Here is a 26,568-nt window from a genome sequence, read left to right as displayed (position 1 = left end):
CCTTACCGAAATTGCGCACTGCTGGGAGGTAAGGCTGAAGATCATTCGACGGGTGCAGCCAGCTCGGCTCACGGCGCGGGCAATGGCTGTAGACTGCTTTCCGCAACGCAATCCCGTCAAGAATACTTTATACGATGCGTTTATGTTTTCACTTCTTTGATAGATCCATCGCACACGAACATATTCTCTATATCTCTTTTATGCCTAAGAGAAATTCAGGAGTAGTCATATTGTATACTGGAGAGATCTTTCTTAAATATCCATAAATAAAACACCAACTGAATAATGAAAAACTATTATCTGCGCATTTTATGGATCAGATCGCAATCCAATATAATTCATCCACTGAAGGTGCGCAGTGGGGGTTGTAATGGCAGTCATAGAAAAACCGGGGCCGTTGGACGAGGCGAAGCTTTATGAGGCCGTAGATCTAGTCGACGGGATTGGATCAATTGGCGTGGCCGACATGACCGCCGGAATGGTGGCCGCGATCGAAGTCGATCAAGATCCGGCGTCAGAGAGCGGTATTAGGAGCCGGTCAGACGAACCGAGGTCGCCGACAACGTCGGGCACGACCTCGGACGTGCTTGAGCCAAGCCTTCTCCATGCTTCGAATATCGACCTCGTTGGCGATAGCGCTGATGCGGATGAGGGCGATTTGGCCGGGGCTATTGAGAGCCAGGGTTCAACGCAAGATGCTGTAGCCGGTGACGTTTCGGCTCCTGATGTTGCGCCTCCAATCGGCGCGCCGGGCAACCCCGCGGCCGGACCGATCAAGGACGTCGCGTCCTCGATCGACGAGACGCCGGACGAGCCCGCTTCTGGTGCGGACCCGGTCAGCGAGGCGGGCGATCCCGCGGCAGGGCCGGTCGATGACGTCGTGTCCGCAATCGACGAGACCCTGGACGAGCCCGCTTCTGGCGCGGACCCGGTCGGCGCGCCGGACGATCCCGCGGCCGGGCCGGTTGATGACGTAGTGTCCGCAATCGACGAGACGCTGGACGAGCCCGCTTCTGGTGCGGAGCCGGTCAGCGAGGCGGGCGATCCCGCGGCAGGGCCGGTCGATGACGTCGTGTCCGCGATCGACGAGGCGCTGGACGAGCCCGCGTCTGATGCAGATCCGGTCAGCGAGGCGGTCGATCCCGCGGCTGGGCCGGTCGATGACGTCGTGCCCGCGATCGATGAGACGCTGGACGAGCCCACTTCTGGCGCGGACCCGGTCAGCGAGCCGGGCAACCCCGCGGCTGGGCCGGTCGATGACGTCGTGTCCGCGATCGACGAGGCGCTGGACGAGCCCGCTTCTGCTGCGGACCCGGTCAGCGAGGCGGGTGATCCCGCGGCCGGGCCGGTCGATGACGTCGTGCCCACAATCGACGAGACCATGGACGAGCCCGCTTCTGGTGCGGACCCTGTCAGCGAGGCGGGTGATCCCGCGGCCGGGCCGGTCGATGACATCGTGCCCGCAATCGACGAGACCTTGGACGAGCCCGCGTCTGGTGCGGACCCGGTCAGCGAGCCGGGCGACCCCGCGGCCGGGCCGGTCGATGACGTCGTGTCCGCAATCGACGAGGCGCTGGACGAGCCCACGTCGGGTGTGGACCCGGTCAGCGCGCCGGGCGACCCCGTGGCCGGGCCGGTCGATGACGTCGTGTCCACGATCGACGAGACGCTGGACGAGCCCACTTCTGGTGCCGATCCGGTCGGCGAGGCAGGCGAGCCTGCGGCTGGGCCGGTCGATGATGTCGTGTCCGTGAACCACGAGATCCTGGACGAGCCCGCGACGGGTGTGGACCCGGTCGGCGAGGCGGGCGAACCCGCGGCCGCGCCGGTCGATGACGCCGTGCCGGTGATCGACGAGTCCCTGGACCAGCCCACGTCGGACGCGGACCCGGTCAGCGAGGCGGGCAACCCCGCGGCCGCGCCTGTCGATGACGTCGTGTCCGCAATCGACGAGACGCTGGGCGAGCCCGCGTCTGATGCCGATCCGGTCAGCGAGGCGGTCGATCCCGCGGCTGGGCCGGTCGATGACGTCGTGTCCGCGATCGACGAGACGCTGGACGAGCCCGTTTCTGGTGCCGATCCGGTCGGCGAGGCAGGCGAGCCCGCGGCTGGGCCGGTCGATGATGTCGTGTCCGCAATCGACGAGACGCTGGACGAGTCCGCGACGGGTGTGGACCCGATCGGCGAGGCGGGTGATCCCGCGGCTGGGCCGGTCGATGACGTCGTGTCCACGATCGACGAGACGCTGGACGAGCCCGCGACGGGTGTGGACCCGGTCAGCGAGGCGGGCGAATCCGTGGCCGGGCCAGTCGATGACGTTGTGTCCGCGATCGACGAGACGTTGGACGAGCCCGCTTCTGGCGCGGACCCGGTCAGCGAAGCGGGCGAACCCGCGGCCGCGCCGGTCGATGACGTCGTGTCCGTGATCGACGAGACGCTGGACGAGCCCGCGACGGGTGTTGACCCGGTCAGCGAGGCGGGCGATCCCGCGGCCGCGCCGGTCGATGACGTCGTGTCCGCGATCGACGAAACCCTGGACGAGCCCGCTTCTGGCGCGGACCCGGTCAGCGCGCCGGACGATCCCGCGGCTGGGCCGGTCGACGACGTCGTGTCCGCAATCGACGAGGCGCTGGATGAGCCCGCTTCTGGCGCGGACCCTGTCGGCGAGGCAGGCGATCCCGCGGCTGGGCCGGTCGATGACGTCGTGTCCGCAATCGACGAGGCGCTGGATGAGCCCGCGACGGGTGTGGACCCGGTCAGCGAGGCAGGCGATCCCGCGGCTGGGCCGGTTGATGACGTCGTGTCCGCAATCGACGAGACACTGGACGAGCCCGCGACGGGTGTGGACCCTGTCAGCGAAGCGGGCGATCCCGCGGCCGCGCCGGTCGACGACGTCGTGTCCGCAATCGACGAGACGCTGGACGAGCCCGCGACGGGTGTGGACCCGATCGGCGAGGCGGGCGACCCCGCGGCCGGGCCAGTCGATGACGTCGTGTCCGTGATCGACGAGACGTTGGATGAGCCCGCTTCTGGCGCGGACCCGGTCAGCGACGTGGACGATCCCGCGGCCGGCCCGGTCGATGACGTCGTGTCCGCGATCGATGAGACGCTGGACGAGCCCGCTTCTGGTGCGGGCCCGGTCAGCGAGGCGGGTGATCCCGGGGCTGGGCCGGTCGATGATGTCGTGTCCGCGATCGACGAAACCCTCGACGAGCCCGCGGGCAGCAGCGGCGGATTGCTTTCAACCGGCCTCGGCTTGGATCTGAGCCTTGGAGGGGGGGACGATGGTGGACTATTTTCCTTTGGTATCAGCGTGGACCTGAGCCTTGGCGCGGAGCACGACGGCGGACTGCTCTCAACCGGTCTCGACGTGGACCTGAGCGTTGGCGGAGAGCACGATGGCGGACTGCTTTCCGCCGACCTCGACGCGGACCTGAGCCTTGGCGGGGAACACGACGGCGGACCGCTCTCAACCGGTCTCGACGCTGACCTGGACCTTGGCGGGGAACACGACGGCGGACTGCTTTCCACCGGTCTCGACGCAGACCTGAGCGTTGGCGCGGAGCACGACGGCGGACTGCTCTCAACCGGTCTCGACGTGGACCTGAGCGTTGGCGGGGAGCACGATGGCGGACTGCTTTCCGCCGACCTCGACGCGGACCTGAGCCTTGGCGGCGAGCACGATGGCGGGCTGCTTTCGACCGGCATCGACGCCGATCTCAGCCTGGGCGTGGCCGACGAACTAGACGCCGAACTCGAGGCCGATATTTCCGTTGGGCTGGAAGACCATTCCTCGCCCTGGGATTGGCTCTTCGGAGGGTTCAAGATGGACGCGCAGTCCAACGCGGAATTGTCGACCTTCGACCTCCTGAAAATGTCGGAGCCTGCCGATTCAGAGGCGACAGCTCTCGGAACCGTCCAGAGCATCGAAGGCGGCTCAGCCATGTTCGACAGTGCCACCGACCAACACGACGACAGCCTGCAGCTTGAGGCAATGGTCGGCGTCTAAGACAGGCCCCATGACGGGACCGGCGCACATCAACATCGTGCAAATCGTAGACGGGAAGAATCCCATTTTCGGGATGCTTCTCGTCACGATGGTGCTCAACGTCTTCGTGCTGGCAGTTCCGCTCGCCACCGCGCAGGTCTTTGACCGGATCTTATCCAATCCGCACAGCCCGACGCTCTTCTTCATCCTCGTCAGCCTGGTGGCGATCGCGGTGGCGGAAGCGGTGCTGCGGCTGGGGCGCGCTGCGATGCTGGCCCGCTCCCACACCGTGTTCGCCGCGGGGTTGGCCCACAGTGTTCTCACCCACGTGGTGCAAAGCGACATCCGCTCCATCAAGACGTCGTCGTCCCGCAGTCTGGAGCAGCTGAACGCGATCCAGCAAGTCGCGGAGCGTTATTCCGGGCAGGTTCTCGTCAGCGGTGCCGAGCTGTTGTTCTTGCCGATCGTCGTCGCCGGAATCTTTGCGATATCGGTCAAGGCAGGCATGCTGGTCGCCGGAGGCCTGTTGCTCTTCGGTGCGATCACGTTGGTTCTGGCCATGCGCATGAACCGGCTCGCGGGGCAAAGCCAGATCGACGAGCGTGAGCGTTACGAATTCCTCTTCTCGGCCCTCTCCGCTCTCGACGCTGTAAAATCGCTCGGGGTCGAGGACAATGTTGCGCGCCGTCACGAGAGCATCCAGCGCAAGATCGCCGCGGCCAACCACGCCCTGGCCATTGCCACGACACGGCTCCTCTCCGCAGCGCCCCTGGCCAATCAGGCGATGATGATGGCGACGCTCGTCTTCGGCGCCGTCGCGGTGGGACAGGGCGAGCTCACCATGGGGGCGGTGACGGCGCTGGTTCTCCTGTCGGGGCGGGTGACGGTGCCGCTTCAACGGGCGGTTTTCCTCCTCGTGCAGATGAAAGACATTGTTGCAGCGCGTGAGAAGGTCGGATCCGTGCTCTCCTGCCCCGCGATCGCCACACCGCAGGCGGACATTTCGCCGGACAACATCGGTCGCCTCTCCCTCCAGGGCGTCACCTACGACGCCGAGCCCGACTGCCGCATCGCCGATGTGACACTCAACTTGAAGCCTGGCGAAGTCCTGTGTCTGTCGAGCGATAGCGAGCGGCAGGCCTCTGCTCTGCTGCGCCTCATGGCCGGCATCATCGCGCCGACTTCCGGCGTGGTGGAGCTGAATGGCGTTGCGCCGACGGCCTATAATCAGCCGTTGTTGAACGCATGCGTCGGCTATCTGCCCGCGGGTGGTGTCATGTTTCGCGGCAGCATTCGCGAGAATATCACAAGGTTCGGTGAGGTTCCGATTGAGCAAGCGATGAATGTCGCCGCGCTATTGGGGGTCGACACCCTCATCAAGGAACTTCCCGATGGCGTCGAGACGCCGCTGACCGGCCGCAACGGAGAGGCTATTCCTCCGGGCCTCATCCAGCAGCTGAGCTTCGTGCGGGCGCTGGCGCAGCGCCCGCGCCTCATCCTCCTCGACCGTGCCGACCGCGGCCTCGATCGCAACGCCTACTCGCGGCTCCACAAGTTCGTTGGCGCGCTCCGCGGACAGGCCACCCTTGTCATCGTTTCGGACGATGCCAACCTCGTCGACTTCGCCACGAGGCGCAGCGTGATCGACGCGAACGGTCTGCGTGCCGGCTCTCCGAACGACCTGCGCGTGGTCACGCCCTACCGGAGCCTTGAGCTATGAATGCGCCAATCAATGCGCAGAGCATCGCGCTCGTGCGGCCCGTGACGTCACGGGTTCCGGTTCCGCCGCCCACCGCGTCGCCAGACAAGCTGAGCGACGCCATCGAGGCGCTTTACGACCTGTTGAAGCGGAGCCGGCCCACACAGGCATGGTCGAATGGCGTGGAGCGGCTTTTCTGCGCCCTCGTCCTTATGGCTGGCGTTGATTGGCCGATCCGCAAGCTTGCGGCGGCACTTCCCGCCGACGAGATGGGGCTGGACGTCTCCGACATCGTTTGCGCGATGGGAACTCTCGGCTTTCGGGGAAGGCCGGAGCGGCAAGCGCACGAGCCCGGCTTCAGCGAAATCGCGGCGCAACTCGTGGTTCCGAAACAGGGCGAGGCGTTCGTCCTCTACCGGGACCGGGTCACACAGGAGCGCATGGCGCTGTCGCGCTGCGGCCGGACCGAGCCGCTGGGTCTTGCGCGGCACGACCTGACCGGTGCGATTTTCTGGACGTTCGACAAAGCCGGCCCATCGCATCCGTTGAGCGAGGAGCAGCGCAAACACACCGGGCACGGTTGGTTCCGCAGCATTCTGGGACGGTTGGGCGGGCCGGTCACGGCGCTCGCGATCTGCACCTTATCCCTGGCGCTCCTGAGCATGACCGTCCCGATCTTCACGATCCAGACATATGCCAACGTCATCGGCCTCGGCTCGCTCGACGCGTTGCCGGGCCTCGTTGCGGGGATGCTCATTCTCCTCGCGTTCGAGGCGGTGCTGATGATGCAGCGCGGCAGGATCGTCGCGTTCCTCGCCAACCGCCTCGAATATCTGATCGTCACGCTCTCGTTCGAACGCCTCGTCAAGCTGCGGCCGGCGTTGTCGCAACGGATGACGGTGACCGACCAGGCCTCACGCCTGCGCTCCTTCGACAGCGTTCGCGCCTTCATGACTAGCCCCACCTTCTCTGCGCTGCTGGAGGCGCCGGCGAGCCTCGTGTCGATCATCCTCGTCGCGATCCTCGGCGGGTGGATTGCCATCGTTCCGGCCGCGGGGATCGCACTTCATCTTTGCGTATTTGCAAGTGTCAGGCGGTGGGCGAAGGTGAAGACCAACCGCGCCGCGGACGATGCGACAAACATGCAGCGCATCGCCATCGAAACGTTCGAGAAGCGCGAAAGCATTCGCGATGCCGGGATCAGCCATGTGTGGTCCAGGCGTGTCGCCGACGCGGCGATACGCCAGCAGCGCACGCAGTACGGGCTGCGCCTCGTCGGCGCAACGGGCGAAGCCCTGTCCGCCTTCGTTCTGACCGCCACGGCCGCGATGCTGCTCGTCGTGGGTGCCCAGGGGGTGTGGTCCGGAACATTGGGCCCGGGCGCGCTGCTTGCCGTCATCATGCTCGGCGTGCGCTCGCTCGCCCCCTTCCACATGCTGTGTCTGTCGTTGCAGCGCTGCGAGCAGGTCCGCAACAGCGTGCGCCAGCTCGACGAGTTCATGGAGATCGCACCCGAACGCGCGGCCAACCGCGAGGACAGCATCACCAGGGACGTGGGAGGCGGCGTCACCTTCCTCAACGCCGGCCACAGGTACACCGACACGCGCCCGCTTTTCCTTGGCCTCAACCTCGACGTCGCGGCTGGCGGCGTCATCGCCATCACGGGCGCGAGCGGTTCCGGCAAGACGACCATCTTGAAAATGACACAGGGCATGGTGGACCAGACGATCGGCACCGTGCGGATCGACGGGGTCGATATCCGCCAGTTCGAGCTTTCCGATCTGCGGCGCAGAATTGCCTACGTGCGGCAGGACCCGACGATCTTTCCCGGCACGCTGCGCGAGAACCTTCTTCTCGCCAACCCATTGGCACGGCCGCAGGACCTTGCCCGGGCAGTCGGCTGGGCGCGACTGGACGACGACATCGCGGCTCTCGCCGATGGGCTCGACACTCCGCTCGGCGCTGAAGAGATCGAAACCATAACGCAGTCATTTCGCACGCGCTTTGCCATCGCACAGGCCATCCTTGTCGATTCCCGCCTCATGCTGATCGACGAGATCCCGAACGCGGTCCTCGAAGGCGGGGTCGGCGACCTCATTCGGCAGTTGCTTACGACTGCGCGCAACGGGCGCACCGTCTTCTTCGTCACGCAACGTCCGGATTTCCTAGCGCTGGCCGACAAGGTGGTTGTGCTGCGCTACGCCAACCAGGCCCAGGTGACGACACCTGCCGACCTTCTGGGGCAATTTTCATGAACACATTGCCCACAGTCCAGCCGCCCACCTCGCGTCCGGCAAAGGCATTGCCGTTGCCGGGGCTCCATACGCCGGTTCTCATCGAGGATCGCACCGAGCAGAGATTCCTGCGGCGGCTGTCGATCACGCTCGCCTTCGGGATCATCGCGTTCCTCGTCTGGGCCGGATTTGCCACTGTGAAGGAGGTTTCGGTGGCGCATGGCCAGATCGTGCCTGCCGGCTTCGAGCGCGTCGTCCAGCATCTGGAAGGCGGGGTGATCGAGGACATCAAGGTCACTGAGGGAGAGGAGGTGGACGCGGGCGCCGTCCTTTTCGTTCTCGGCGACGCCGGGTCGGTGGAGGATCTGGCGACCGGCAAGCGCCGGCAGGCAGACCTCGACGCACGGATCGAGGCGGTTCTTGCGCTGACCGAGGATCGCGCACCCGATCTCGGCGCCTTCGGACGCGAAGTGGCGACGCTCGCCGGGACGGTCTACGAGGCGCGCCGCGAGCAGCTGAACACCCAGCGTGAACTGCTGGAAAGTCAGATCGAGCAGGCAAGACGGCAGATCGCGAGCTATGACGCGCAAAGTGCCCGCCTCCAGGGCGATCTGCAATTTGCGACCGAAAATTTCGAGCGGATCAAACCGCTTGTCGCGAGCGGCTACGCCACGGCAGCGCTGTTGGCCGAGCGCCGCAAAGCGGTCAGCGACGCGAACCACGCGATCGCCATTGCCAGGGAGCAAGAAGAAGAAGCAAAGGCAAGGCTCGACGAAACCAGGAAACGGCTCGAATCCCTTCATGCCGATACCAAGTCGACCTGGGCGGAGGAACTGCGGGATCTGCGCGAGCAGCGCGCCGCGCTTGAGGGCGACGTCAGCAAGGCCGCACGCCGCAGCGGCCGACTGACGGTGCGTTCGCCCGTGCGCGGCATCATCCAGTCGCTGGAGGTCACGACGATCGGCGGGGTGATCGGACCGGGTCAGGCACTCGCAACGGTCGTCCCGGTCGACGAGGCACTGTCGGCGCACACCCGCGTCCCGGTGAACCAGATCGGCTACGTCAAGATCGGGATGCCGGCGCACGTGAAGGTCTCCGCCTTCGAGTTTACCCGCTTCGGCTGGATTGACGGGACGGTCACCCACATCTCGCCCTCCGCCTTCGCGCACGACGGTGAGGCGCCATACTTCCGGGTGACGATCACGCTCGCGGACAGTCATTTGCCCGAAGCCCCTTCGGCATACCTCGTGCCGGGCATGGGCGTCGATGCCGACATCATCACCGGCGAGAAGTCGATTCTCGCATACTTCCTCAGCCCGGTTCACAAGGCGCTGCGGACCTCGTTCAGGGAACGATAGAATGCTTCAGCAAGCGCGAAGCCCGCAAACGGCCGCTCCCCAAGCCGAGCCGCCGACGATCCTCCTCGTCGACGACGACCGAAGTGGCCTCCTGATGCTTGAGGCCATCGTCGGCGCATTGGGTTACCGCGTCAGAACCGCCGAGAACGGTGCTGAAGCCTACACGGAGGTGCGCGAGAACCCACAGGCGATCGACGTCGTCGTCACCGATCGGATGATGCCCGTGCTCGACGGGCTCGCCCTGACCCGCCGTCTGAAACGAGAGGATGCGACGAAGCATATTCCGGTGGTTCTTCTGACCGGCGCTGTCGATCCGGCCGACATTGCCGACGGGTTGGCGGCCGGCGCATTCTATTACCTCACCAAGCCTCCAGTGGAGGCCCTTGTCGCCTCCGTGCTCGCGTCCGCGCTGGAGGAAGTGAACCGCAGAGCCAAGCTGAGGCAGGGTCTCCAGCGCCACCAAGCCGGGTTCCGGAACGCAACGGCGATGAAGTTCCGCCTTCGTCTGCCGGAAGAGGTGGACCCCGTCGTCAGCCTTCTCGCCAGCATGCAGGAGAATCCCGACAGCGCCATCCAGAGCATCCACGAATTGGTTCAGAACGCCGTCGAGCACGGCGTCCTGCGCTTCGGATTCGAGACCAAGGCCAAGCTCTTGCGTGACGGCAACTGGCAGAACGCCATTGCCGAGCGCGCGGGCGATGCGCGCTATTCAAACGGATGGGTGGAGGCGGCCAGCGTTCGCCGTGATGACGGGATCTACGTCAGCGTGAAGGACAACGGCCCCGGTTTCAACTGGAAGTCATTCATTCAGGCTGACCCGAGCCGCGCGAGCGCACCCTCCGGACGCGGGATCGCGCGGGCGGCAAATGGCGTCTTCGACAAGCTGACCTACGACGAGACAGGCAATCAGGTCGTCGGTGTCATCAAGACGACGCCGGCACTGGAATGGTAGGACCTCGGACAATGCAGCAGCCAGGCTTCGGCAGACGCTCGCTCTTTCACCCGCTGGCAATTCTGGCGATCATAGCCCTCATGGTCGGCATGCTGGTCTGGTACGTCACCATTTTCCTGAAAGAACACGAACAATTATTTCGGTATGAGGCGACCAATCTGGAAGCCGCCTTGCAGGTTCAGCGCACCACGCTCGGGCTGCGGATCAAGGACACTGCGGGCCTTCTCGCTGCCGGTATGGGCGCCGAGGTGGCGGTCAAGCTGCGCGAGACGAGCCTGCATTCGCCTTACCTTGTTGGTTTGGGTCGGTTTCCCATCGATCAGCCAACGGAAGTGACATCTTATATCGGCGATCCGATCGTCTTCTCCCGGACGCTCACAGGCGACTATCAAAGATTATCGCAAGCCTACATGAAAAAGCCTGGCGTAATTTTCGCCTGGTCCAAACATCCACATTCGAGCTTGTTCCCGGATTTGCCGAAGAATAATCTCATTATGGCGCAATCATTGCCAGTAAACTCGGGCAATGAAGGGCGAATGATCGTCTACGCCGTGATTGATCTGCAAAAGCTTCTAGACGAAGCAGAGGTCCGGCTCGAGAACAGCGCCATTGTCTCGCTCCGCTTCATTTCGACGGACGGTTACGCCTTCCGGCTGAAATATGCCAACGAGAGGCACTGGACCGCTCGGTTCTACAAGCCTGCAACAACGACGCTCCGCGTCGGTTTCGGCCGTGGCGCGAAGATCGAAATTGTCTTGAGAGAGCGCATCGACAGGCTGGCGCCGCTCGTCATCATGGTTCTGGGCCTCCTGGTCCTCGGTGTTCTGTGCATCCTGTTCGTTGTCACCTATCAGCGGACGCAGCGTGGCGCCGCTCACGCACTGGAAGAGGCGCTCGACGACGCTCACCATGCGAACGAGTCAAAATCTCTCTTTCTGGCCAACATGAGCCACGAGATCCGAACGCCGATGAATGGCGTGCTCGGAATGGCGGAGCTGCTCGGGCGGACCGATCTCACCGACGATCAGCAGCGTTATGTCGGGCAGATCAAAGCGTCGGGCGACAGCTTGCTTGCGATCCTCAACGATGTTCTCGATTTGTCGAAGCTGGAGACCGGCCAGCTCGCGATCGACCCCATCCGCGTGTCGTTGACTACACTCGTCAGCGACGTCGCCACATTCTTCGCGCCCAATGCGCATCAGAAGAATCTCGAGCTGCATCTCGATCTCGACCTGACGCTTCCGAATGTCGTGTTGGCCGACCCCGTTCGAATTCGGCAGATCCTCAGCAATTTCATCTCGAATGCGATCAAGTTCACCGAGACGGGCGATGTGACGGTCGGCGCCAAGGTGCAAACCTACGACGCCGAGAAAATGCGATGCATTATAGAGTTTTCAGTGGTCGACACCGGAATCGGCATCGCTGACGAGAGCATCGCAAGGTTGTTTTCTCGCTTCACGCAGGCCGAAACCAGTACGACGAGGCTCTATGGCGGGACGGGGCTGGGTCTCGCGATCGCCAAGGAGATTTGCGAGCTGATGGGCGGCACGATCGGTGTGGACAGCGAAATCGGCAAGGGTTCCACCTTCAGGTTCTCGCTTCCCTTCCCCGTCATCGAGCCTGCGAGCGAGATACCGCGAGTGCCGTTGCACGTGGCGATCGTCGCCAACTCCCCGCAACTTCAAGAACTGCTCGGGCGCACCTTCGAGCACTACGAAATCAGCCGGCAGTCTTTCACGCCCGACGGCGAAGGAATCGACGCGGTCCTCGCCTCCCACGCGGTCAGGCCGTTCGACGCGGTCATCGTCCACGAAGGTCGGCACATCGGGGAGGCTCGCGCGGTGCTTTCGCGGCTGCGCGGCGACGCGGCGACGGCGGACGTCCCTTGCGTAATCCTGGGCCGCCAGCAGGCGAACAAATTGTATGCCGAGTTCGATGAGACGCTCGTCAAGCCCGTGAGCGGCGGCGCAATCGTGGAGCGTCTCTCCAAGTTCTGCGGGCTGGAGCTTGTCGCGAGCCAAACATCGAACGAAGAAAAGGAGTGCTCCATGTCCCAACGTCGCTTCGACGGCCTCAAGGCCCTTCTGGTCGATGACAACAACGTCAACATCATGTTTGGCGAAGAGGTGCTGGAACAGATCGGCTTTGCCGTGGCGACCGCATCCAACGGGCAAAAAGCGGTAACGGCAACACAGAACACCAAGTTCGATATCGTGTTCATGGATTGCCAGATGCCGGTGATGGACGGGTACGAGGCCACACGGCGCATCAAGGCGCTTATTGGCGAGGGGAGCGTCGCCGCCGTGCCGATTGTGGCCGTGACGGCGAACGCCCTGAAGGGTGACAAAGAGCGCTGCCTCGAAGCCGGCATGGATGCCTTCATCACAAAGCCGATGCGGATCGCCGACCTGGAGGCCGTCCTGGGCGACCTTTTCGCAGACACGGTGAGGACAAAGTCCCGCACGCCCGGGACCGCCCAGGCGACCCGAACAGCTGCCCCGGCGGGGTCTGGCAGCCCGGCGGGCCAACCGAAAGACGCAAAACCAAAAATCCCGCTCGTCAACACCGTCACTTATGAAAAGACGCGTGCTTCGGTGAAGCAATTCGAAAAATTGCTCAGTTTCTACGAGTCCGACACTGAAACCTATCTGGATCTCATTGAACGTTCGCTCGCGGTAGAGAACTACGCTGACGCCGTGATGCCGGCGCACACAATCAAGAGTTCAAGCCAGATCGTCGGCGCCGAAGGGCTCGCTTCTCTGGCCCGGGCATTTGAGGAGATCGCCAAAACGGATGGAGCCGCGCACCGACGAGTGGAACTGGAGGCCCTCCTGAAGCACATGCAACGAATTTACACAAAGACGATCGTGCGACTTAACCAGCTTTCGCAGAAAGAAAAAGTAGATTAAAATTCGTATGATTGACTATTCGTTATACGATCCAGCCGCGCGTTGATTTTGCCCCCGAAGTATTCCAGATCCGAATTGTAATTTGTCAGAAAAGATGGAGTCCGGTCCAGACGGAGGACACTACAAGGGGTGACGTCAGCGGCTGCATATCCCGCTCCGTCACAAGAATATCGAGAACCACAAGACGCTGTTCGGCCTCCGGCGCGAGGAGAGGCTGAGGGGGCGACGGCCGGGCGGCGCAACAGCACAAGCTCGACCGATCTGCTCAAACGATCCAGCGGACGCACCGCGCGTTCGCGCCGAAGGCCAGGCGCAGATGCACCGCCGCCTCCCCGTGCGTCTCACCACTTTATTTCCAGACGGGCCTATGGAGCGGTGTCGCTCAGCTAGGCGTCCGTTTCGATGCCGAAATATGAAAGGATCGCGCGGGCCTGCCCCTCGACCATGGACGCCGCGCCGCCCGTTGCGCAGCCGCATCTGGCGGCAAGCGCAAGAAGCGGTGTCACCCCGCTTGCCGGAACGATGTCCACCACCGCCAGATCGGGCGGGAACGCTGTGAACGGCGCCGGTAACCCGTCGCCGGTCTTCATGCCGACCGGGGTGGCGTTGATGAGAACGTCCATGCCGTCGACGGTCGCCGCACCCGCTCTGGCGCGGCAACCGGGTGCGGCGGCTTCAACCCGTGCAGCAAGCCGCTCGGCGCGGCCGCCGTCCACGTCGGTGACGGTGATGTCAGCAGCGCCCTCAAGGGCAAGCGAGATGGCAATGGCGCTCCCCGCACCACCGGCGCCCAGGACCATGAAGCGCAGGCCCTTCGGCGCGATGCCCATGGTACCTAGCGCGCCGACGAGGCCGAACCCGTCGAACATTTCCCCTGTCCAGCTGCCATCGGGTTCGCGGCGAAGCGCGTTGAGCGCGCCGACCATCGTCCCCACCTCCAGCACCCGGTCGGCAAGCGACAGCGCCTTCTCCTTGAACGGGAGCGTGAGAACGAGACCCGAAAGGTTCGCAATCTGCATGATGCCGCCGATGGCACCGTCGAAATCGTCCCGTCGCACATGCAGCGGGACGAGCACGGCGTTGGCCCCCGCCGCCGCAATCAGTGGATTGAACACCAGCGGCGAGCGCGCCTGCGCGATGGGATCGCCGACGATGCCGAGAAGCTTCGTGTCTCCGGCGACACGCGAACCGGTCTGCGATTGCGGTGTTGTCACAACGTCTCCTTTGATCCCTGACGCGGCACGGTTGGCCTAGCGAACGGTCTGCTGCTGGACGCCCATGCCTTCAATGCCGAGCTTCATGACATCGCCGCGCTTGAGGTACTTCGGCGGCTTGAACCCGAGCCCCACGCCCGGCGGGGTGCCGGTGGTGACGAGATCGCCCGGTTCCAGGACCATGAAGCGGCTGAGATAGCTCACGATTTCCGCGATGGGGAAGATCATGGTCGTGGTCGAGCCGTTCTGTACGCGATCGCCATTCAGCTCCAGCCAGAGGGAGAGCTTCTGCGGGTCGGGTACCTCGTCCGGCGTCACGAGCCAGGGGCCGAGTGGGCCGAAGGTGGGGCAGCACTTGCCCTTCATCCACTGGCCGCCACGCTCCAGCTGGTAGGACCGCTCGGAGATGTCGTTGCAGATCGTGTAGGCCGCAACGTGGTCGAGGGCATCCGCTTCAGAAACAAACCTTGCTTCCTTGCCGATGACGAAGGCGAGTTCGACCTCCCAGTCGCTTTTCTCGGAGTCCGGCGGCAGGACGACATCGTCGTAGGGGCCGCTGATGCAGGACGGCGCCTTGTTGAAGAGGATCGGCTCGGCGGGAATTTCGGCGTTGGTTTCCTCCGCATGGTCGGCATAGTTGAGGCCGATGGCGAGGAAATTGCCGATGCGGCGGATCGGCGGGCCGATGCGCGCGCCATCGGCCACCACGGGCAGCGTGGCGAGATCCACGCCGGCGAGGCGGGCGAAACTGCCGTCCGCAATGGTGTCGGCAGTGATGTCGGAGATTACCGAGGAGAGGTCGCGGATGTTGCCGTCCGCGTCCACCGCGCCCGGTTTCTCGGCACCCGGCTCACCATATCGCAATAGCTTCACTGTCTTCGTTCCCTTCAGGTTGCTGGTGCGGCGTCGGCATGGTCGAGGCCGAATTGCAGGCGGTAGATCCCGCGCGCCGGAGTGCCGTGCGCGCCTATGGCGGCGAGCGCGTCGTTGCTGAATGTCGTCTCGCGCAGCCGGGCGAGGTGCCCCCCGTCGGTGGTCTCTATGAGGATGACCCATTCGGCGACCTCGTCGGGTTCCGCGCGCAGCGCCTTTTCGGCAGAGCCGCCGGCGGAAGCCTCCGCAAGGCCGCGAAGGGCGTGGACCGCGACGACGCCCGGCGTTTCCAGAGCGTCTCGCGCCCGAGCGGCGAGCGCGGCCACAAAGTCCTCCGGCACGCCGGCAATCGACAGGCGGACCGCCTCGACGAAGCCGCCCCCGCCGGCGCCTTCGCTGAACGCCACGTCACACACGGTGCGGATGGTGTCGTTGAAGTCGGCGACGACGGCGCGCGTCCAGTCGCTGGGGTCGTCCAGGCGCGCGCGATACACTTCGGAGGAAAACACCGCAGCGTCCTCCGCCTCATAGAAGTTGAAATATTTGGGCGTGCCATCGACCGCCACATAGCGGCGACCGCGGGCAAAGCCCGGCAGGCCGACCCGCTCCGGCATGTGCTCGCGCACATGCCAGGCGAGGAATTCTTCCTCCGCCTCAGTGGTAATCCCGTTCCAGATCGCCAGCACACCGCTCCCGCGCAGTCCCATCGTGTCGTTCCTCGGTTTCAGCGTGTGCCGGTCAGCTGGCCATGCGCAGCGGCGGCCGCCCGGCTGTGGCGGTTTCGCGTTTGCGCTGCATGTCGGTCAGAAGCTGCATCGGCGCGGGGTCGAAGAGGCGCGCATCCATCAGCTTGAGGTCGGTGGCGACGCGCGGGCGAAAGCCCATCTGGGCGAGAACATCGCGCTCCAGATCAACGCCGGGGGCGATCTCGATCACCTCCAGCTCGCCATCTCGGGGGCGCAGCACCGCGCGTTCGGTGACGAAGACCGCCTCGCGGCCCTCCTCGCCTGCGAACACCGCGTTATAGCAAATCTGCTCGATGGCCTGGACGAACTTCTTCATCCGCCCCTCGGCGGTGATGGAAAGCGCACCGTCCGCACAGGCGACCTCAAGGCCGCCGGCGGTGAAGGTGCCGCTGAATACCACCTTGCGCGCATTCTGGCTGATGTTGATGAACCCGCCGACGCCGACAATCTTCGAGCCGAAGCGGCTGATGTTGACGTGCCCCCTGGGGTCTACTTCGGCAAAGGACAGAAACGCCACGTCGAGGCCGCCGCCGTCGTAAAAGTCGAACTGGTAGGGCTGGTCGACGGCGGCCATGTAGTTTTCCGCCGCGCCCGAATCGACGCCCGTCAAAGGTGCGCCGCCGATAAAGCCCTGCTCGTTGGTGAGCACCATCTCGTCGAGGATGCCCTCCTCCGCGGCGACGGCTGAGATGCCCGTGGAGATGCCGGCGCCAAGGTTGCAGATGGCGTTCGGCACCAGTTCCATCGCGGCACGCCGCGCGATGATCTTGCGTGCGTTGAAGGGCAGCCGCTTCAAGCCGTCCATCGGCACGCGCAGCTCGCCGGCGTAGCTGGGGCTGTAGTCGGTCGCGTAGGTCTGGCGCTGCTCGGGGTCGACGACGATGTAATCGACAAGGATACCCGGGATCTTCACCGACTTGGGCGGCAAGGTGCCCCGCTTTGCCATGCGCTTGACCTGCACCACCACAATGCCGCCATTGCGGCGCGCGGCCTGCGCGTTGGAGATCATCTCGCCGAAGATCGCCTCCTGCTCCATGGTGACGTTGCCGTCCTCGTCTGCCGTGGTGCCGCGCAGGAACACGATGTCGAGCGGGAAGGGCTTGAAGCGCAGGTACTCCTTGCCGTCGATTTCCATCAGCTCGACGAGGTCTTCCTTGGCGCTGGGGCTCTGGCGGCCGCCAAGCTGGCGCGGATCGATGAACGTGTGGAGCCCTGTGCGGGTGATGAGGCCCGGCCGGCCCGCCGCCATGTCGCGCATGATCTGCGAAAGGACGCCCTGCGGCAGGGTGTAGGACTCGATCTCGTCGTTCTGCGCCATCGGGATCATCGACGGCGCGTCGATCAGGGCGCTGGTGATCGACCGCTTCAGCATGCCCTTGTGCGCAAAGCGGGCAGCGCCCTTCGTCTTGCGGTCGCCAAGCCCGACCACGTGGACGAGGGTAAGGTCGCGCGGCGCGCCATCGTCGAAGAAGCGCTTCTCGATGGCTTCGAGGCAGGCCTCCGGAATGGCGTGACCGCCGCCGGAACCGCTCACAAGCACGCTGTCGCCGGATTTCACGAGGGTCGCGGCCTCTGCCGCAGAGACGACTTTCATCGGACGTGTTCCTTCACAAGACTCATGGGCTTAGCGGGCAAGCTGGCGGGGCTCGCGGGCGTCGCCGGAAACAATCGCTTCAGCGGGAAAGCGCTCGCGCAGCGGCCAGACGGCAGCCAGCGCTTCGGCGGTTTCGCTGAGGGCGGGGACCAGCTCCACGAGCCGCTCCGCCGTCATCCTGATGCTGGGCCCTGCAACGCTGACGGTACCGATCACGGGTTCGTCCGGCGCGAGGCGAACCGGCACGGCCACGGCCGAAACGCCGGGTTCGCCTTCGTTGACCGCCCGGCCGAAGCCGGCGTCCCGCGTCACGTCGATCTCCTTCAGGAGGTGTTCCAGCGTGCGCACGACGTTGGGGCCGTGGTTGTCGACCTCACCGAACCGCTCGTTGCGCAGCGCAAGCCGCGTTGCCGTTTCCACCGGCAGGGAGGCGAGCCACAACTTGCCGGACGCGGTGGCGTGGACCGGCACGACATCGGTCGCGATCGACGGCTGGTAGACGAGGCCGACGCTCGCCCCTTGCGCATGGGCGACCCAGACAAGGTCGTTGCCGTCCACCACGGACAGACGGACGAACTCGCGCGAGGTGCGGGCGAGTGCATCGAGCAGCGGCTGGCACACATCGGGGATGCCGGTGGCGATGTAGAAGCGCTGGCCGACTATGGCGAGGCGCATGGTCAGCCGGTAGAGGCTGGTCACGGGATCCTTCTCCACCCAGCCGAAATCCACCAGAGTCGTCAAAAGGCGGTGAACGCCGCTCTTGGGCACGTCGAGGCGCTCTGCAATCGCGCCGACCGACATCCGCCCCGCCTCCTCGGCAAGGATCTGGACAATCGACAGGCAGCGTTCGGCGGGAACGTGTGACATCGCGCAACGACCTCTCAGGACCGGCAGTGTGTTGCTGGCGCAAACGGGAAGGAAGCGAGCATACTCATCGCCCTGAAAATTCCGGCGTGCGCTTGGCGAAGAACGCCGCGACGCCCTCATCCAGATCAGCCGAATCGAAAATCACCTGCTGCGCGATGTTGGCCGCCGACAGCGCGGCATCGGTGGGCATGGCAAGGGCCGCTGCCACAAGGCGCTTGCCCTCGCGGTTGGACACCGGGCCGCGCGCTGCAATTTTGGAGGCCAGTTTGCGCGCAAGTTCGAGCGCGGAGGTGTCCGCCAGATGGTTGACCACGCCCCATGCGGCCGCGGTTTCAGCGATGATCGGCTCGCCGGTGAACAGCATTTCCTTGGCCCGTGCCGGTCCCACAAGGTGCGTGAGGCGTACCGCGCCTGATGCACCGAGGCCGCCAAGCTGAGATTCGGTGAGGCCGACGGCGACACCGGCGCGCAGCACCCGAAGGTCGCAGGCGAGCGCCAGTTCGAGGCCGCCGCCCAGCGCCGGGCCGTCGATGGCGGCAATGGTCGGCATCGGCAGAGCGGCCAGCGCGCGCAGCACCATGTCCTCGAACAATATCTTTTGCTCGCTGGCGTCTGCCTTGATGCCGGCAAACTCGTTGATGTCACTGCCGGCGCAGAACGCACGGGCGGTGCCGCCGTGCAGGATCACGCAGCGGACCCCGTCGCTTTGGCCGAGCGAGCGGATCGCCGTGTTGAGCGCGCGCAGAACTTCACGAGTGACGAGGTTGAGGGGACCGGCATTCAGTGCAATTTCGGCAATTGCACCCCGGATCTCGACCTCGACCAGCCGCGGGGTCTGGCGCTCTTCCATCACTCCCCCTGCCCCGGAATCGTGATGCCGTGCAGGACGCCCATGCGCTCGAACTGCTCGTAGATCCGTTTGACGTAGGAGCCGAATTCCGGCGCGTCGCCAAGCGAGATGGGCCTCGGCCGCGGCAGCTTCACGTGGATCTCGTCGACGATCTCGCCCGGGCTGGGGCTCATCACGAAGATGCGGTCCGAAAGGCCGACGGCCTCTTCCACGCTGTGGGTGATGAAGAGCACCGTCGGCCGCCGTGCCAGCCACAGCGCCTCGAGGTCGTAGCGGACCTGAAGGCGGGTCAGGGCATCGAGCGCGCCGAACGGCTCGTCCATCAAGATGACGGAGGGATCGTGCACCAACGTACGGATCAAGGAGACGCGCTGGCGCATCCCGCCGGAAAGCTGGCGCGGATATTTGGACATGGCGTGTTCGAGCCGCAGCTTCTGGAACAGCTCCTCGGCCCGCGCCTTGATGTCGGCTTTCGGCAAGCCGCGAATGTCGGCGTGCAGCATCACGTTGTCGAGCGCGGTGCGGAATTCCAGCAAAAGGTGGTCCTGGAACGCGATGCCGACATCGGTGATCGGCGCCTTGACGCTGTCTCCGCCGACGACAATGTCGCCCGACGAGCGGGACAGCAGCCCCGCCACCATCAGCATCAACGTGCTCTTGCCGCAGCCGGACGGGCCGACGACCGACACGAATTCGCCAGCCTCGATGGTCGCGTTGATGGTGTTCAGCGCCTGGAAGGGCTTGTCGGTATCCGCGCCGAACACCTTGGTCACGTCGCGAATGTCGATGGCGTGGCCGGATTTTTCGGTGGCCTCGTGGCCAACCGGCGCCGGGCCGGCCTTGAGATCAGTTGGAGTTGGCGACTGCATCGAGCGGTACCTTTGAAACGAGGAGAGCCTTGCGACCGCGCTGGAGCGCTCGTTTGTCCTGGTCGACGAGTTCGACGTCGAAGGTCGCGACCGCCTGCGTCGGGCGGGACTTGCTGTCCCTGAGTTCGGCAAGGACGTAGTCGACGAAGATCGTGTCGCCGACATAGATCGGGGCGAGGAACCGCCAGTCGCTGATTCCGAGGAAGGCGATGGCGGTTTCTCTCAGTTCGCCCGTGCGCGCCCACATCAGGCCGTGGGCATAGGCAAGACCGAGCATGCCGTGGGCGACGCGGCGGCCGAACTGGCTGCCGTTGGCGTAAACGTCGCTGGTGTGAAGCTCGGAGAAGTCGCCGGTCAATCCGGCGAATCCCACAAGGTCGGCATCCGTGATCGTGCGGCCGGGACTGCGAAATCGCATCCCCTCATGGAGGTCTTCGTAGCGGTAGCCCAGTCTCGGCCGGTCGGTCATGGTTCAGGTCTTCACTTGGTTACGCGAGCGGGTTGCTGGCCTGCCTCAGTTGCAGGCGCGCATCTCGGCATCGGCCGGCAGATAGTCGTTGGAGTAGTAAGAGGTCGGGTCGACGCCTTCGGGCAGCAGGCCGACCTTGGACAGAAGATCCTGCGTGCGCACCCAGTGGGCCGGCTCCGCCTTGCCGAGATACTGCGCGTCGCCGCTGCAGAAGAGCGGCGTGATCGCGCCAAGCTCGGCTGCGACAAGTTCCGGGTCCGTGTCGGGGAACACTTCGCTGACGTCCTCGACGGCCTTTTCCGGGTTGTCGATCGCGAAGGACCAGCCCTTGAGGCTCGCGCCGATGAATTTCTTCACCAGCTCGGGGTTCTTCTCAAGAAAGTCTTCGCTGGCGAAGATCGAGGTGGAGACGGTCGGCACGCCGTTGCTGGCAAATTCCCAGCCAGTCAGCTCCGCGCCCTGGGATTCCAGCTGCACGCGGTAGGAGTCCATCGAGCCGAGGATGGCGTCGACCTGGCCCGTCAAGAGTGCCGGCACCATGGACGACGGCGGCATGTTGATCAGCTCGAAGTCGGCTTCGGTCATCTTGTTGGCGTCGAGGAACAGCGGCAGCATCGTGGTCTGCGACGAGCCTGCCGGAACGCCGATGGTCTTGCCCTTGAGGCCTTCCAGCGAGTCGATGCCGCTCTTGGTCAGCGCCAGCACCTCGTTGGGGTTGGACTGGTAGACGGTGGAGACCACCTTCATCGGCGCGCCCTTGGCGATCAGCTGGCTGACGGCGACGGCATCGGCGTAGGCAATGCCGGCCTGGCCGCTGGCGACGAGCTGGGCCGTGGTGGCCGAGCCGTTGCCCTGCACGACGTCCACGTCGAGGCCGACGTCGTCATAGAAGCCTTCGGCCTTGGCGACGGCGAAACCGGCGTTGGCGCCGCCCGCAATCCAGTTGAGCTGGAACTCCACCTTCTCCTGCGCAAAGGCGGCGGTGGACATCAGCAGCGCAGCACCGGCGGCAAGGCCGAACGCGCGCGAATGGAAACGAATACCCATGGAATCTCCCTGTCGGTTGTTATGTTTGTGCGGAGTGAGGGTTTGCCCTCAGCTCCGGCTGGCCCGCTGCCACGGCGTCAACAGCCACTCGGAGAACTCGACCAGATAGTTGATCACGAGCCCGATCACCGTCAGCACGACGAGGACAGCAAAGGTGAGGTCGAGGTCGAGCGTGCTCGTTCCCTTGAGGAGAACGTAGCCCAGCCCTTTGTTTGCGCCGACGAATTCGGCCACGATGGCCGCCGTCGCCGCAATGGTCGCCGAGGCCTTGATGCCGGAAAAGATGACCGGCAGGGCGGCGGGAAAGCGCAGAAAGCGGAACGTCTGCAGCGTCGACGCCCCCATCGATTTGGTGAGGTAGAGGTAGCGCGTATCCAGGATCTGGAAGGCGCTGATGGAGGCGATCAGAAGCGGGAAGAAGGTCATCAGGATGGTGAGGACGATCTTCGATTCCATGCCGAAGCCGAGCCACACCAGGAACAGCGGCGCCACGGCAATCTTCGGCACCAGCTGGAGCAGCATCACCGGCGGATAGACGATCTGTCTGGCCAGCGGCGAGAGCGCGATGAACAGCCCCAGCGGGATTGCGCCGACAATGGTGAGCGCGAAGCCGAAGATGATTTCCGTCAGCGTGACCTGCGTGTTGCGCCACAGAAGCGGTGCATCCGAAATCAGCCGGTCGAACACCGCGCCGGGTGTGGGCAGGAGGTAGGGCGGGATCTCGAATAATTCGATCGAGAGCCACCAGAAGCCGATCAGTGCCGCGAAGGTCAGTGGCGGCAAAGCATTCCAGGTGACGCTGCGCACGAACCGGACAGGTGCAGACCGCCGAAACTCGGTCACCTGAACCGCCGGCTGATCCTTCGTGCGCGATTGCGCATGCTTCACCGCTGACGCGTCGGCTGACATCTGTTCACTCCCCTCGGCGCCGTGTCATGCAACGAACCCGTCACAGCCAGCGCCTCTTGTTCTAAGATGGAACGCTATTCCATCTTGGCAGGATGTCAAGAAGTGTTCATCGGCATTTTCGTGTCCCGGTTCGGCAGGCCGCCGCGAGCCGGCGTGAACGCCAAGCGACCCCGGCCGTCGGCGACCACGCGCGCGGGCTCCCGCTTTGGCGTTTGCGATGGTGATGTGGATTGAAATCAGGCCCTGCGCTTCAATCGCCCGTGACGGCGACGAGGATCGGCGGGGTCTCAGCCCCCGATGAAGAAGGCCGGATGCTCCAGTCGAAGGGCTGGCAGGCGCTCCACCGTGCCGGACAAGTGGCGGCGCATGGCGTGTCTGGCGCCCTCGCCATCGCCGGCCTCAAGCGCTGCGAGAATCTCCAGATGCGCGTTGAGGACAGCGCGCATCTTCCCGTCGCTCGGCAGGTCGAGAGTGCGCACACGGGCAAGCTGCCCGGCGCGGGAGCGGATGTGGCGGTAAAGACCAAGCTGGTCCAGCGCGCCGAAAAGGCTTTCGTGAAACGCATCGTCGAGCTGGCGGAACAGGTCGATCTGCCCGACATCGCCCACCAGCGCCTCCTGCGTGCGCACAAGGCCGCTCGGCGTGACGAGGCTTGCCGCACCGCCGCGCGCCGCCAGCCGCAGCACTACCTCACATTCCAGGGCAACGCGGTGGAAATGCTCCTCCTCAATCCGCGATACGTCGATCCGCGTGACCACGGTGCGGGACTGGGGGAAGGCCTGGACGAGACCGTCCTGCTCCAGCCGTCGCATCGCCTCGCGCACCGGCGACTGGCTCACCTTGTAGCGCTCGGCAAGCTCGCTGCGGTCCAGCGTGGTGCCTGGCGGAAGCTCCATCATGATGATCCGCCGCCGCACGTCGTCGTAGACGCCGGCGGACGCGCGCGCGCCGTCCGAGCGCAGCGCGGCGCTCATTGCCGGATCACGCAGATGATACGGGGTCCTGCCATCGCTACATCAGCGTACGCGGCAGGGCGAGCGACAGCCAGGGCACCGCCGCAAGGATGATCAGGAAGATGAGCATCGCCAGAAAGAATGGCGCCGAAGCGGTGGTGAATTCACCCGTCTTGCACTTCAGGATGCCGCACACGGTGAACATGATGACCCCCACCGGCGGCGTCAGCCCGCCGAAATTGATGAGGAGCACGATCAGGATCCCCATGTGCACCGGGTCGTAACCGGCATTGATCAGCACCGGCAAGATGATTGGCGTGACAAGGAGGATGTTCGCCGCCCCCTCCAGGAACATTCCCGACACCACCAGCAGGATGACGACGAGAACGAGGATCATCCGCGGATCGTCGGTGAGCCCCGTCACCCACTCGGTGATCTCCTGCGGCGCCCGCTCGATGGTGACGGCATAGCCCAGCACCGCCGCCATCATGATGAGGAGCATGATCATGCCAAGGTCGGAGACCGACTCGCGGATCGCCTGGTAGAGCTTGGCCAGCGTAAGCTCGCGGTAGACAACGGTGCCGATGAAGAGCGCGTAGAAGACCAGGAACACCCCCGCCTCGGTGGCGGTGAAAAAGCCGAAGCGAAAGCCGACGATGAGGATCACCGGAAAGGCGAGCGCCCAGATGGACGAGACGAAGCTCTTGCCAAGCTCGCGCGCTGTAGGCACGTGCGGAATGTCCGGCTGATAGCCGCGCACTTTGGAGACGAAGAACACCGTCGCCATCAGCACCAGCGTCAGGACCAGGCCCGGCAGCAGGCCGGCCAGGAACAGGCGGCCGATGGACACCTCGTTGATGAAGCCGAACAGGATCAACCCGATGGACGGCGGAATCGTCGCGGTGATGATGGAGCCGAACGCGATGATCGCGGCGGTCGAGCCTTTCGAATAGCCCTGCGCCAGCATCGAAGGGCCGAGCACGCGCGCCTCCATGGAGGCATCGGCGACGGCGGAGCCGGAAATGCCGCCCATCATGAAGGAGAGGACGACGGAGACCTGAGCGAGGCCGCCCGCCATCCACCCGGTCAGAAGGCGCGCGAAGGTGACGAGACGGTCGGTGATGCCGGTCGCATTCATCAGGTTGCCGGCGAGGATGAAGAAGGGCACGGCCAGCAGCGGAAAGCTCTGCGTTGCCGTCACCATCTTTTGCAACGCCACGGTGGGCGGCATGGTGCCGGTGGCGATGAAGACGGGGATTGCGGCCAGCATCAGCGCGAAGGCGACCGGCAGCCCGATGACGAGGAACAGCGCAAAGAGCGCGGCAATGGTGAGGAGCATCAGGCCGCGTCCTTCTGGCGGATGCGTGCGATGAGCTGCATCAGGAGCGTGCGCTCGAACAGGATGAAGCCGACCAGCAGCGAGCCGTGAATATAGGAGGAGTGGATGCGCAGCGCCCCGTCGAGCCGCGGATGCATGAGCACGACGTTCTTCCACGCATAGGGCAGCAGGAACGCCAGAAGCGCCATCATGATGAGGATGTTGACGATGTCGGCAATCCGCCGCGCCGGGGCGGAGAGGTTGTCGAGGATCAGCGAGAGGCCGAAATGGCGGCCCTCCTGCAAGGCGATGTCGGCGGCGAGGAAGACCAGCCACACGAACATGAGCTGGGCCATCTCGACGGACCAGATGATCGGCGACCCGGCCGAACGCGCCACGGAGGCGACGCCCACCAGAACGACAATCGCAACGAGAAGCACGGCGGCACATGCCGTTTCGATGTGGCGATACATGAAGGATCTCGGAATGCGCCGCCGCGCGGCGGCCGGGCACGGGGTCCGCCGGGACGGACGGCGGAACGGGCGGGCAGACGCGCCCTGTCTGTGGGCGCGTCTAGATCTTGGCGGCAGGCCTTCCGTGCGCGGCAGCGCGCCGGAGGCGGATGCCCCGCCTATCGGCGCCTTACTGGCCGAGGATCTTCTCGACGATCGCCTTTTCCTTGGTGAGGCCGAGTTCTTCGTAGACCGGGGCGACCGCTTCCTTGAACGGGGCAAGGTCAACCTCGGAGATCGTCACGCCGGAAGCGGCAACGTCCGTCAGCGCCTTCTCGCCAAGTTCGATGGTGAGGCCTGAGGCGAAACGCCCGTCCTCGACGGCAAGATCACGGACGATCTTCTGGTTCTCGGGCGAAATCTCGTTCCAGGTGTCGGCGCCGATGACCAGCGCCGTGACGAGCTGGATGTGCCCGGTCTTGGTGACGTTCTCGATCACCTCGTAGAGCTTGGCGCCCCAGATTGCCGTGGGCTGGGCTTCGGCGGCGTCGAGCGTGCCGAGCTGCAGCGCGGAATAGACCTCGCCCCAGGGCATCGGGGTCGGCTCGGCACCCATGGCGCGGATGGTTTCGATCCACACCGGCGCACCGATTGTGCGCATGCGCACGCCGTCAAGATCGGCCGGCGCGGTGATCGACTTCTGCGTCAGCGCGTGGCGGGCGCCCTGGTACCAGTTGGAGGCCAGCATCACGATGCCGGCCTTTTCGGCGAGCTCGTCGCCCCACGCGAGATATTCGTCGGAGCCGGCGAACTTGTCGGCGTCCTCGTAGGTGTCGAACAGGAACGGGGCGGACATGATGGCAAGCTGCGGCACGAAGTCGGACAGGCGGGCAACGTCGGTCACGGTGCCGACATTGGCGCCGGCGCGGGCCTGATCGAGCATCTCGGTCGTGTCGCCGAGCTGCGAGTTGTGGAAGATCTCGACTTTCACGTCGCCGCCGGTCGCCTCTTCCACGTCCTTGGCGAACTTTTCGAGGCCCTGCCCCATCGGATCGTTCGGCGCCAGCACGGTGCCGAGGCGCAGCGTGGTATCGGCCGAAACCGGACCGGCAAGGCCGCTCACAGCCGCCACGGCCAGAGCCGCGCCGAGAATCTTGGCATGAATACGCATGATTTTTCTCCCCAACAGTCGGGTATGCGACCCAACTGAAATTCTAGTTGTTCTGCAATCTTAATCACGCCCGGCGACGCACGGGAAGACCCGGCA

Annotated in this window: 20 protein-coding genes; 6 read left to right on the top strand and 14 right to left on the bottom strand. The window is 64.7% G+C overall.

Annotation, left to right across the window (positions count from 1 at the left end):
• Positions 1 to 397: 397 nt before the first annotated feature.
• The 6 genes from RDV64_RS12795 (at position 398) to RDV64_RS12770 (ending at position 13,140) form a co-directional block, all read left to right on the top strand.
• Positions 398 to 4,009: a hypothetical protein gene (locus tag RDV64_RS12795; protein WP_309195312.1), complete on the top strand. Its 3,612-nt coding sequence runs from the start codon at positions 398 to 400 to the stop codon at positions 4,007 to 4,009.
• 73 nt (positions 4,010 to 4,082) lie between these two features.
• The gene (locus RDV64_RS12790) at positions 4,083 to 5,708 is read left to right on the top strand and encodes an ABC transporter transmembrane domain-containing protein (protein ID WP_309195311.1); all 1,626 of its coding nucleotides are present in this window, start codon (positions 4,083 to 4,085) and stop codon (positions 5,706 to 5,708) included.
• Entirely contained in the window at positions 5,705 to 7,942 is a 2,238-nt protein-coding gene (locus RDV64_RS12785) for an ATP-binding cassette domain-containing protein (RefSeq protein ID WP_309195310.1), read from the top strand. Before RDV64_RS12790 ends, RDV64_RS12785 begins: the two co-directional genes overlap by 4 nt.
• On the top strand, positions 7,939 to 9,279 hold the full coding sequence (locus RDV64_RS12780) for an HlyD family type I secretion periplasmic adaptor subunit (protein WP_309195309.1): 1,341 nt from the start codon (positions 7,939 to 7,941) through the stop codon (positions 9,277 to 9,279). The genes RDV64_RS12785 and RDV64_RS12780 overlap by 4 nt, the downstream gene beginning before the upstream one ends.
• A 1-nt stretch (position 9,280) precedes the next feature.
• On the top strand, positions 9,281 to 10,231 hold the full coding sequence (locus RDV64_RS12775; RefSeq protein ID WP_309195308.1) for a response regulator: 951 nt from the start codon (positions 9,281 to 9,283) through the stop codon (positions 10,229 to 10,231).
• A gap of 11 nt (positions 10,232 to 10,242) precedes the next feature.
• A complete protein-coding gene (locus tag RDV64_RS12770) occupies positions 10,243 to 13,140 on the top strand; it encodes an ATP-binding protein (protein WP_309195307.1) in 2,898 nt (965 codons plus the stop codon).
• A 386-nt stretch (positions 13,141 to 13,526) separates the two neighbouring features.
• Here RDV64_RS12770 and RDV64_RS12765 read toward each other — a convergent pair whose 3' ends face one another.
• The 14 genes from RDV64_RS12765 to RDV64_RS12700 all read right to left on the bottom strand — a co-directional run bounded on the left by RDV64_RS12765 (position 13,527) and on the right by RDV64_RS12700 (position 26,472).
• Complete coding sequence (locus RDV64_RS12765) at positions 13,527 to 14,354, bottom strand: hypothetical protein (RefSeq protein WP_309195306.1); 828 nt, start codon at positions 14,352 to 14,354, stop codon at positions 13,527 to 13,529.
• Between the two features lie 36 nt (positions 14,355 to 14,390).
• A complete protein-coding gene (locus tag RDV64_RS12760; RefSeq protein WP_309195305.1) occupies positions 14,391 to 15,227 on the bottom strand; it encodes a fumarylacetoacetate hydrolase family protein in 837 nt (278 codons plus the stop codon).
• A 14-nt stretch (positions 15,228 to 15,241) separates the two neighbouring features.
• Entirely contained in the window at positions 15,242 to 15,934 is a 693-nt protein-coding gene (locus RDV64_RS12755) for a DUF4286 family protein (protein WP_309195304.1), read from the bottom strand.
• Positions 15,935 to 15,965: 31 nt separating this feature from the next.
• Complete coding sequence (locus RDV64_RS12750) at positions 15,966 to 17,567, bottom strand: CoA-transferase (protein ID WP_309195303.1); 1,602 nt, start codon at positions 17,565 to 17,567, stop codon at positions 15,966 to 15,968.
• Positions 17,568 to 17,597: 30 nt separating this feature from the next.
• A complete protein-coding gene (locus RDV64_RS12745; RefSeq protein ID WP_309195302.1) occupies positions 17,598 to 18,434 on the bottom strand; it encodes an IclR family transcriptional regulator in 837 nt (278 codons plus the stop codon).
• A 64-nt stretch (positions 18,435 to 18,498) separates the two neighbouring features.
• Complete coding sequence (locus RDV64_RS12740) at positions 18,499 to 19,284, bottom strand: enoyl-CoA hydratase-related protein (protein ID WP_309195301.1); 786 nt, start codon at positions 19,282 to 19,284, stop codon at positions 18,499 to 18,501.
• The gene (locus RDV64_RS12735) at positions 19,284 to 20,153 is read right to left on the bottom strand and encodes an ABC transporter ATP-binding protein (RefSeq protein WP_309195299.1); all 870 of its coding nucleotides are present in this window, start codon (positions 20,151 to 20,153) and stop codon (positions 19,284 to 19,286) included. Before RDV64_RS12735 ends, RDV64_RS12740 begins: the two co-directional genes overlap by 1 nt.
• Positions 20,131 to 20,622: a MaoC/PaaZ C-terminal domain-containing protein gene (locus tag RDV64_RS12730; protein WP_309195298.1), complete on the bottom strand. Its 492-nt coding sequence runs from the start codon at positions 20,620 to 20,622 to the stop codon at positions 20,131 to 20,133. Before RDV64_RS12730 ends, RDV64_RS12735 begins: the two co-directional genes overlap by 23 nt.
• A 45-nt stretch (positions 20,623 to 20,667) precedes the next feature.
• Entirely contained in the window at positions 20,668 to 21,669 is a 1,002-nt protein-coding gene (locus RDV64_RS12725; protein WP_309195297.1) for an ABC transporter substrate-binding protein, read from the bottom strand.
• Positions 21,670 to 21,717: 48 nt separating this feature from the next.
• A complete protein-coding gene (locus tag RDV64_RS12720; protein WP_309195296.1) occupies positions 21,718 to 22,578 on the bottom strand; it encodes an ABC transporter permease in 861 nt (286 codons plus the stop codon).
• 287 nt (positions 22,579 to 22,865) lie between these two features.
• Complete coding sequence (locus RDV64_RS12715; RefSeq protein ID WP_309195295.1) at positions 22,866 to 23,552, bottom strand: GntR family transcriptional regulator; 687 nt, start codon at positions 23,550 to 23,552, stop codon at positions 22,866 to 22,868.
• A gap of 37 nt (positions 23,553 to 23,589) precedes the next feature.
• A complete protein-coding gene (locus RDV64_RS12710; RefSeq protein WP_309195294.1) occupies positions 23,590 to 24,870 on the bottom strand; it encodes a TRAP transporter large permease in 1,281 nt (426 codons plus the stop codon).
• Positions 24,870 to 25,322 (bottom strand): TRAP transporter small permease subunit, encoded by a 453-nt coding sequence (locus RDV64_RS12705; RefSeq protein ID WP_309195293.1) that lies wholly within the window; start codon positions 25,320 to 25,322, stop codon positions 24,870 to 24,872. The genes RDV64_RS12710 and RDV64_RS12705 overlap by 1 nt, the downstream gene beginning before the upstream one ends.
• Positions 25,323 to 25,491: 169 nt before the next feature.
• Complete coding sequence (locus tag RDV64_RS12700; RefSeq protein WP_309195292.1) at positions 25,492 to 26,472, bottom strand: C4-dicarboxylate TRAP transporter substrate-binding protein; 981 nt, start codon at positions 26,470 to 26,472, stop codon at positions 25,492 to 25,494.
• Between the last annotated feature and the right edge of the window lie 96 nt (positions 26,473 to 26,568).

Source organism: Acuticoccus sp. MNP-M23 (assembly GCF_031195445.1).
Taxonomy (GTDB): Bacteria; Pseudomonadota; Alphaproteobacteria; order Rhizobiales; family Amorphaceae; genus Acuticoccus.
This window is presented reverse-complemented; position numbering and strand designations above follow the sequence as displayed.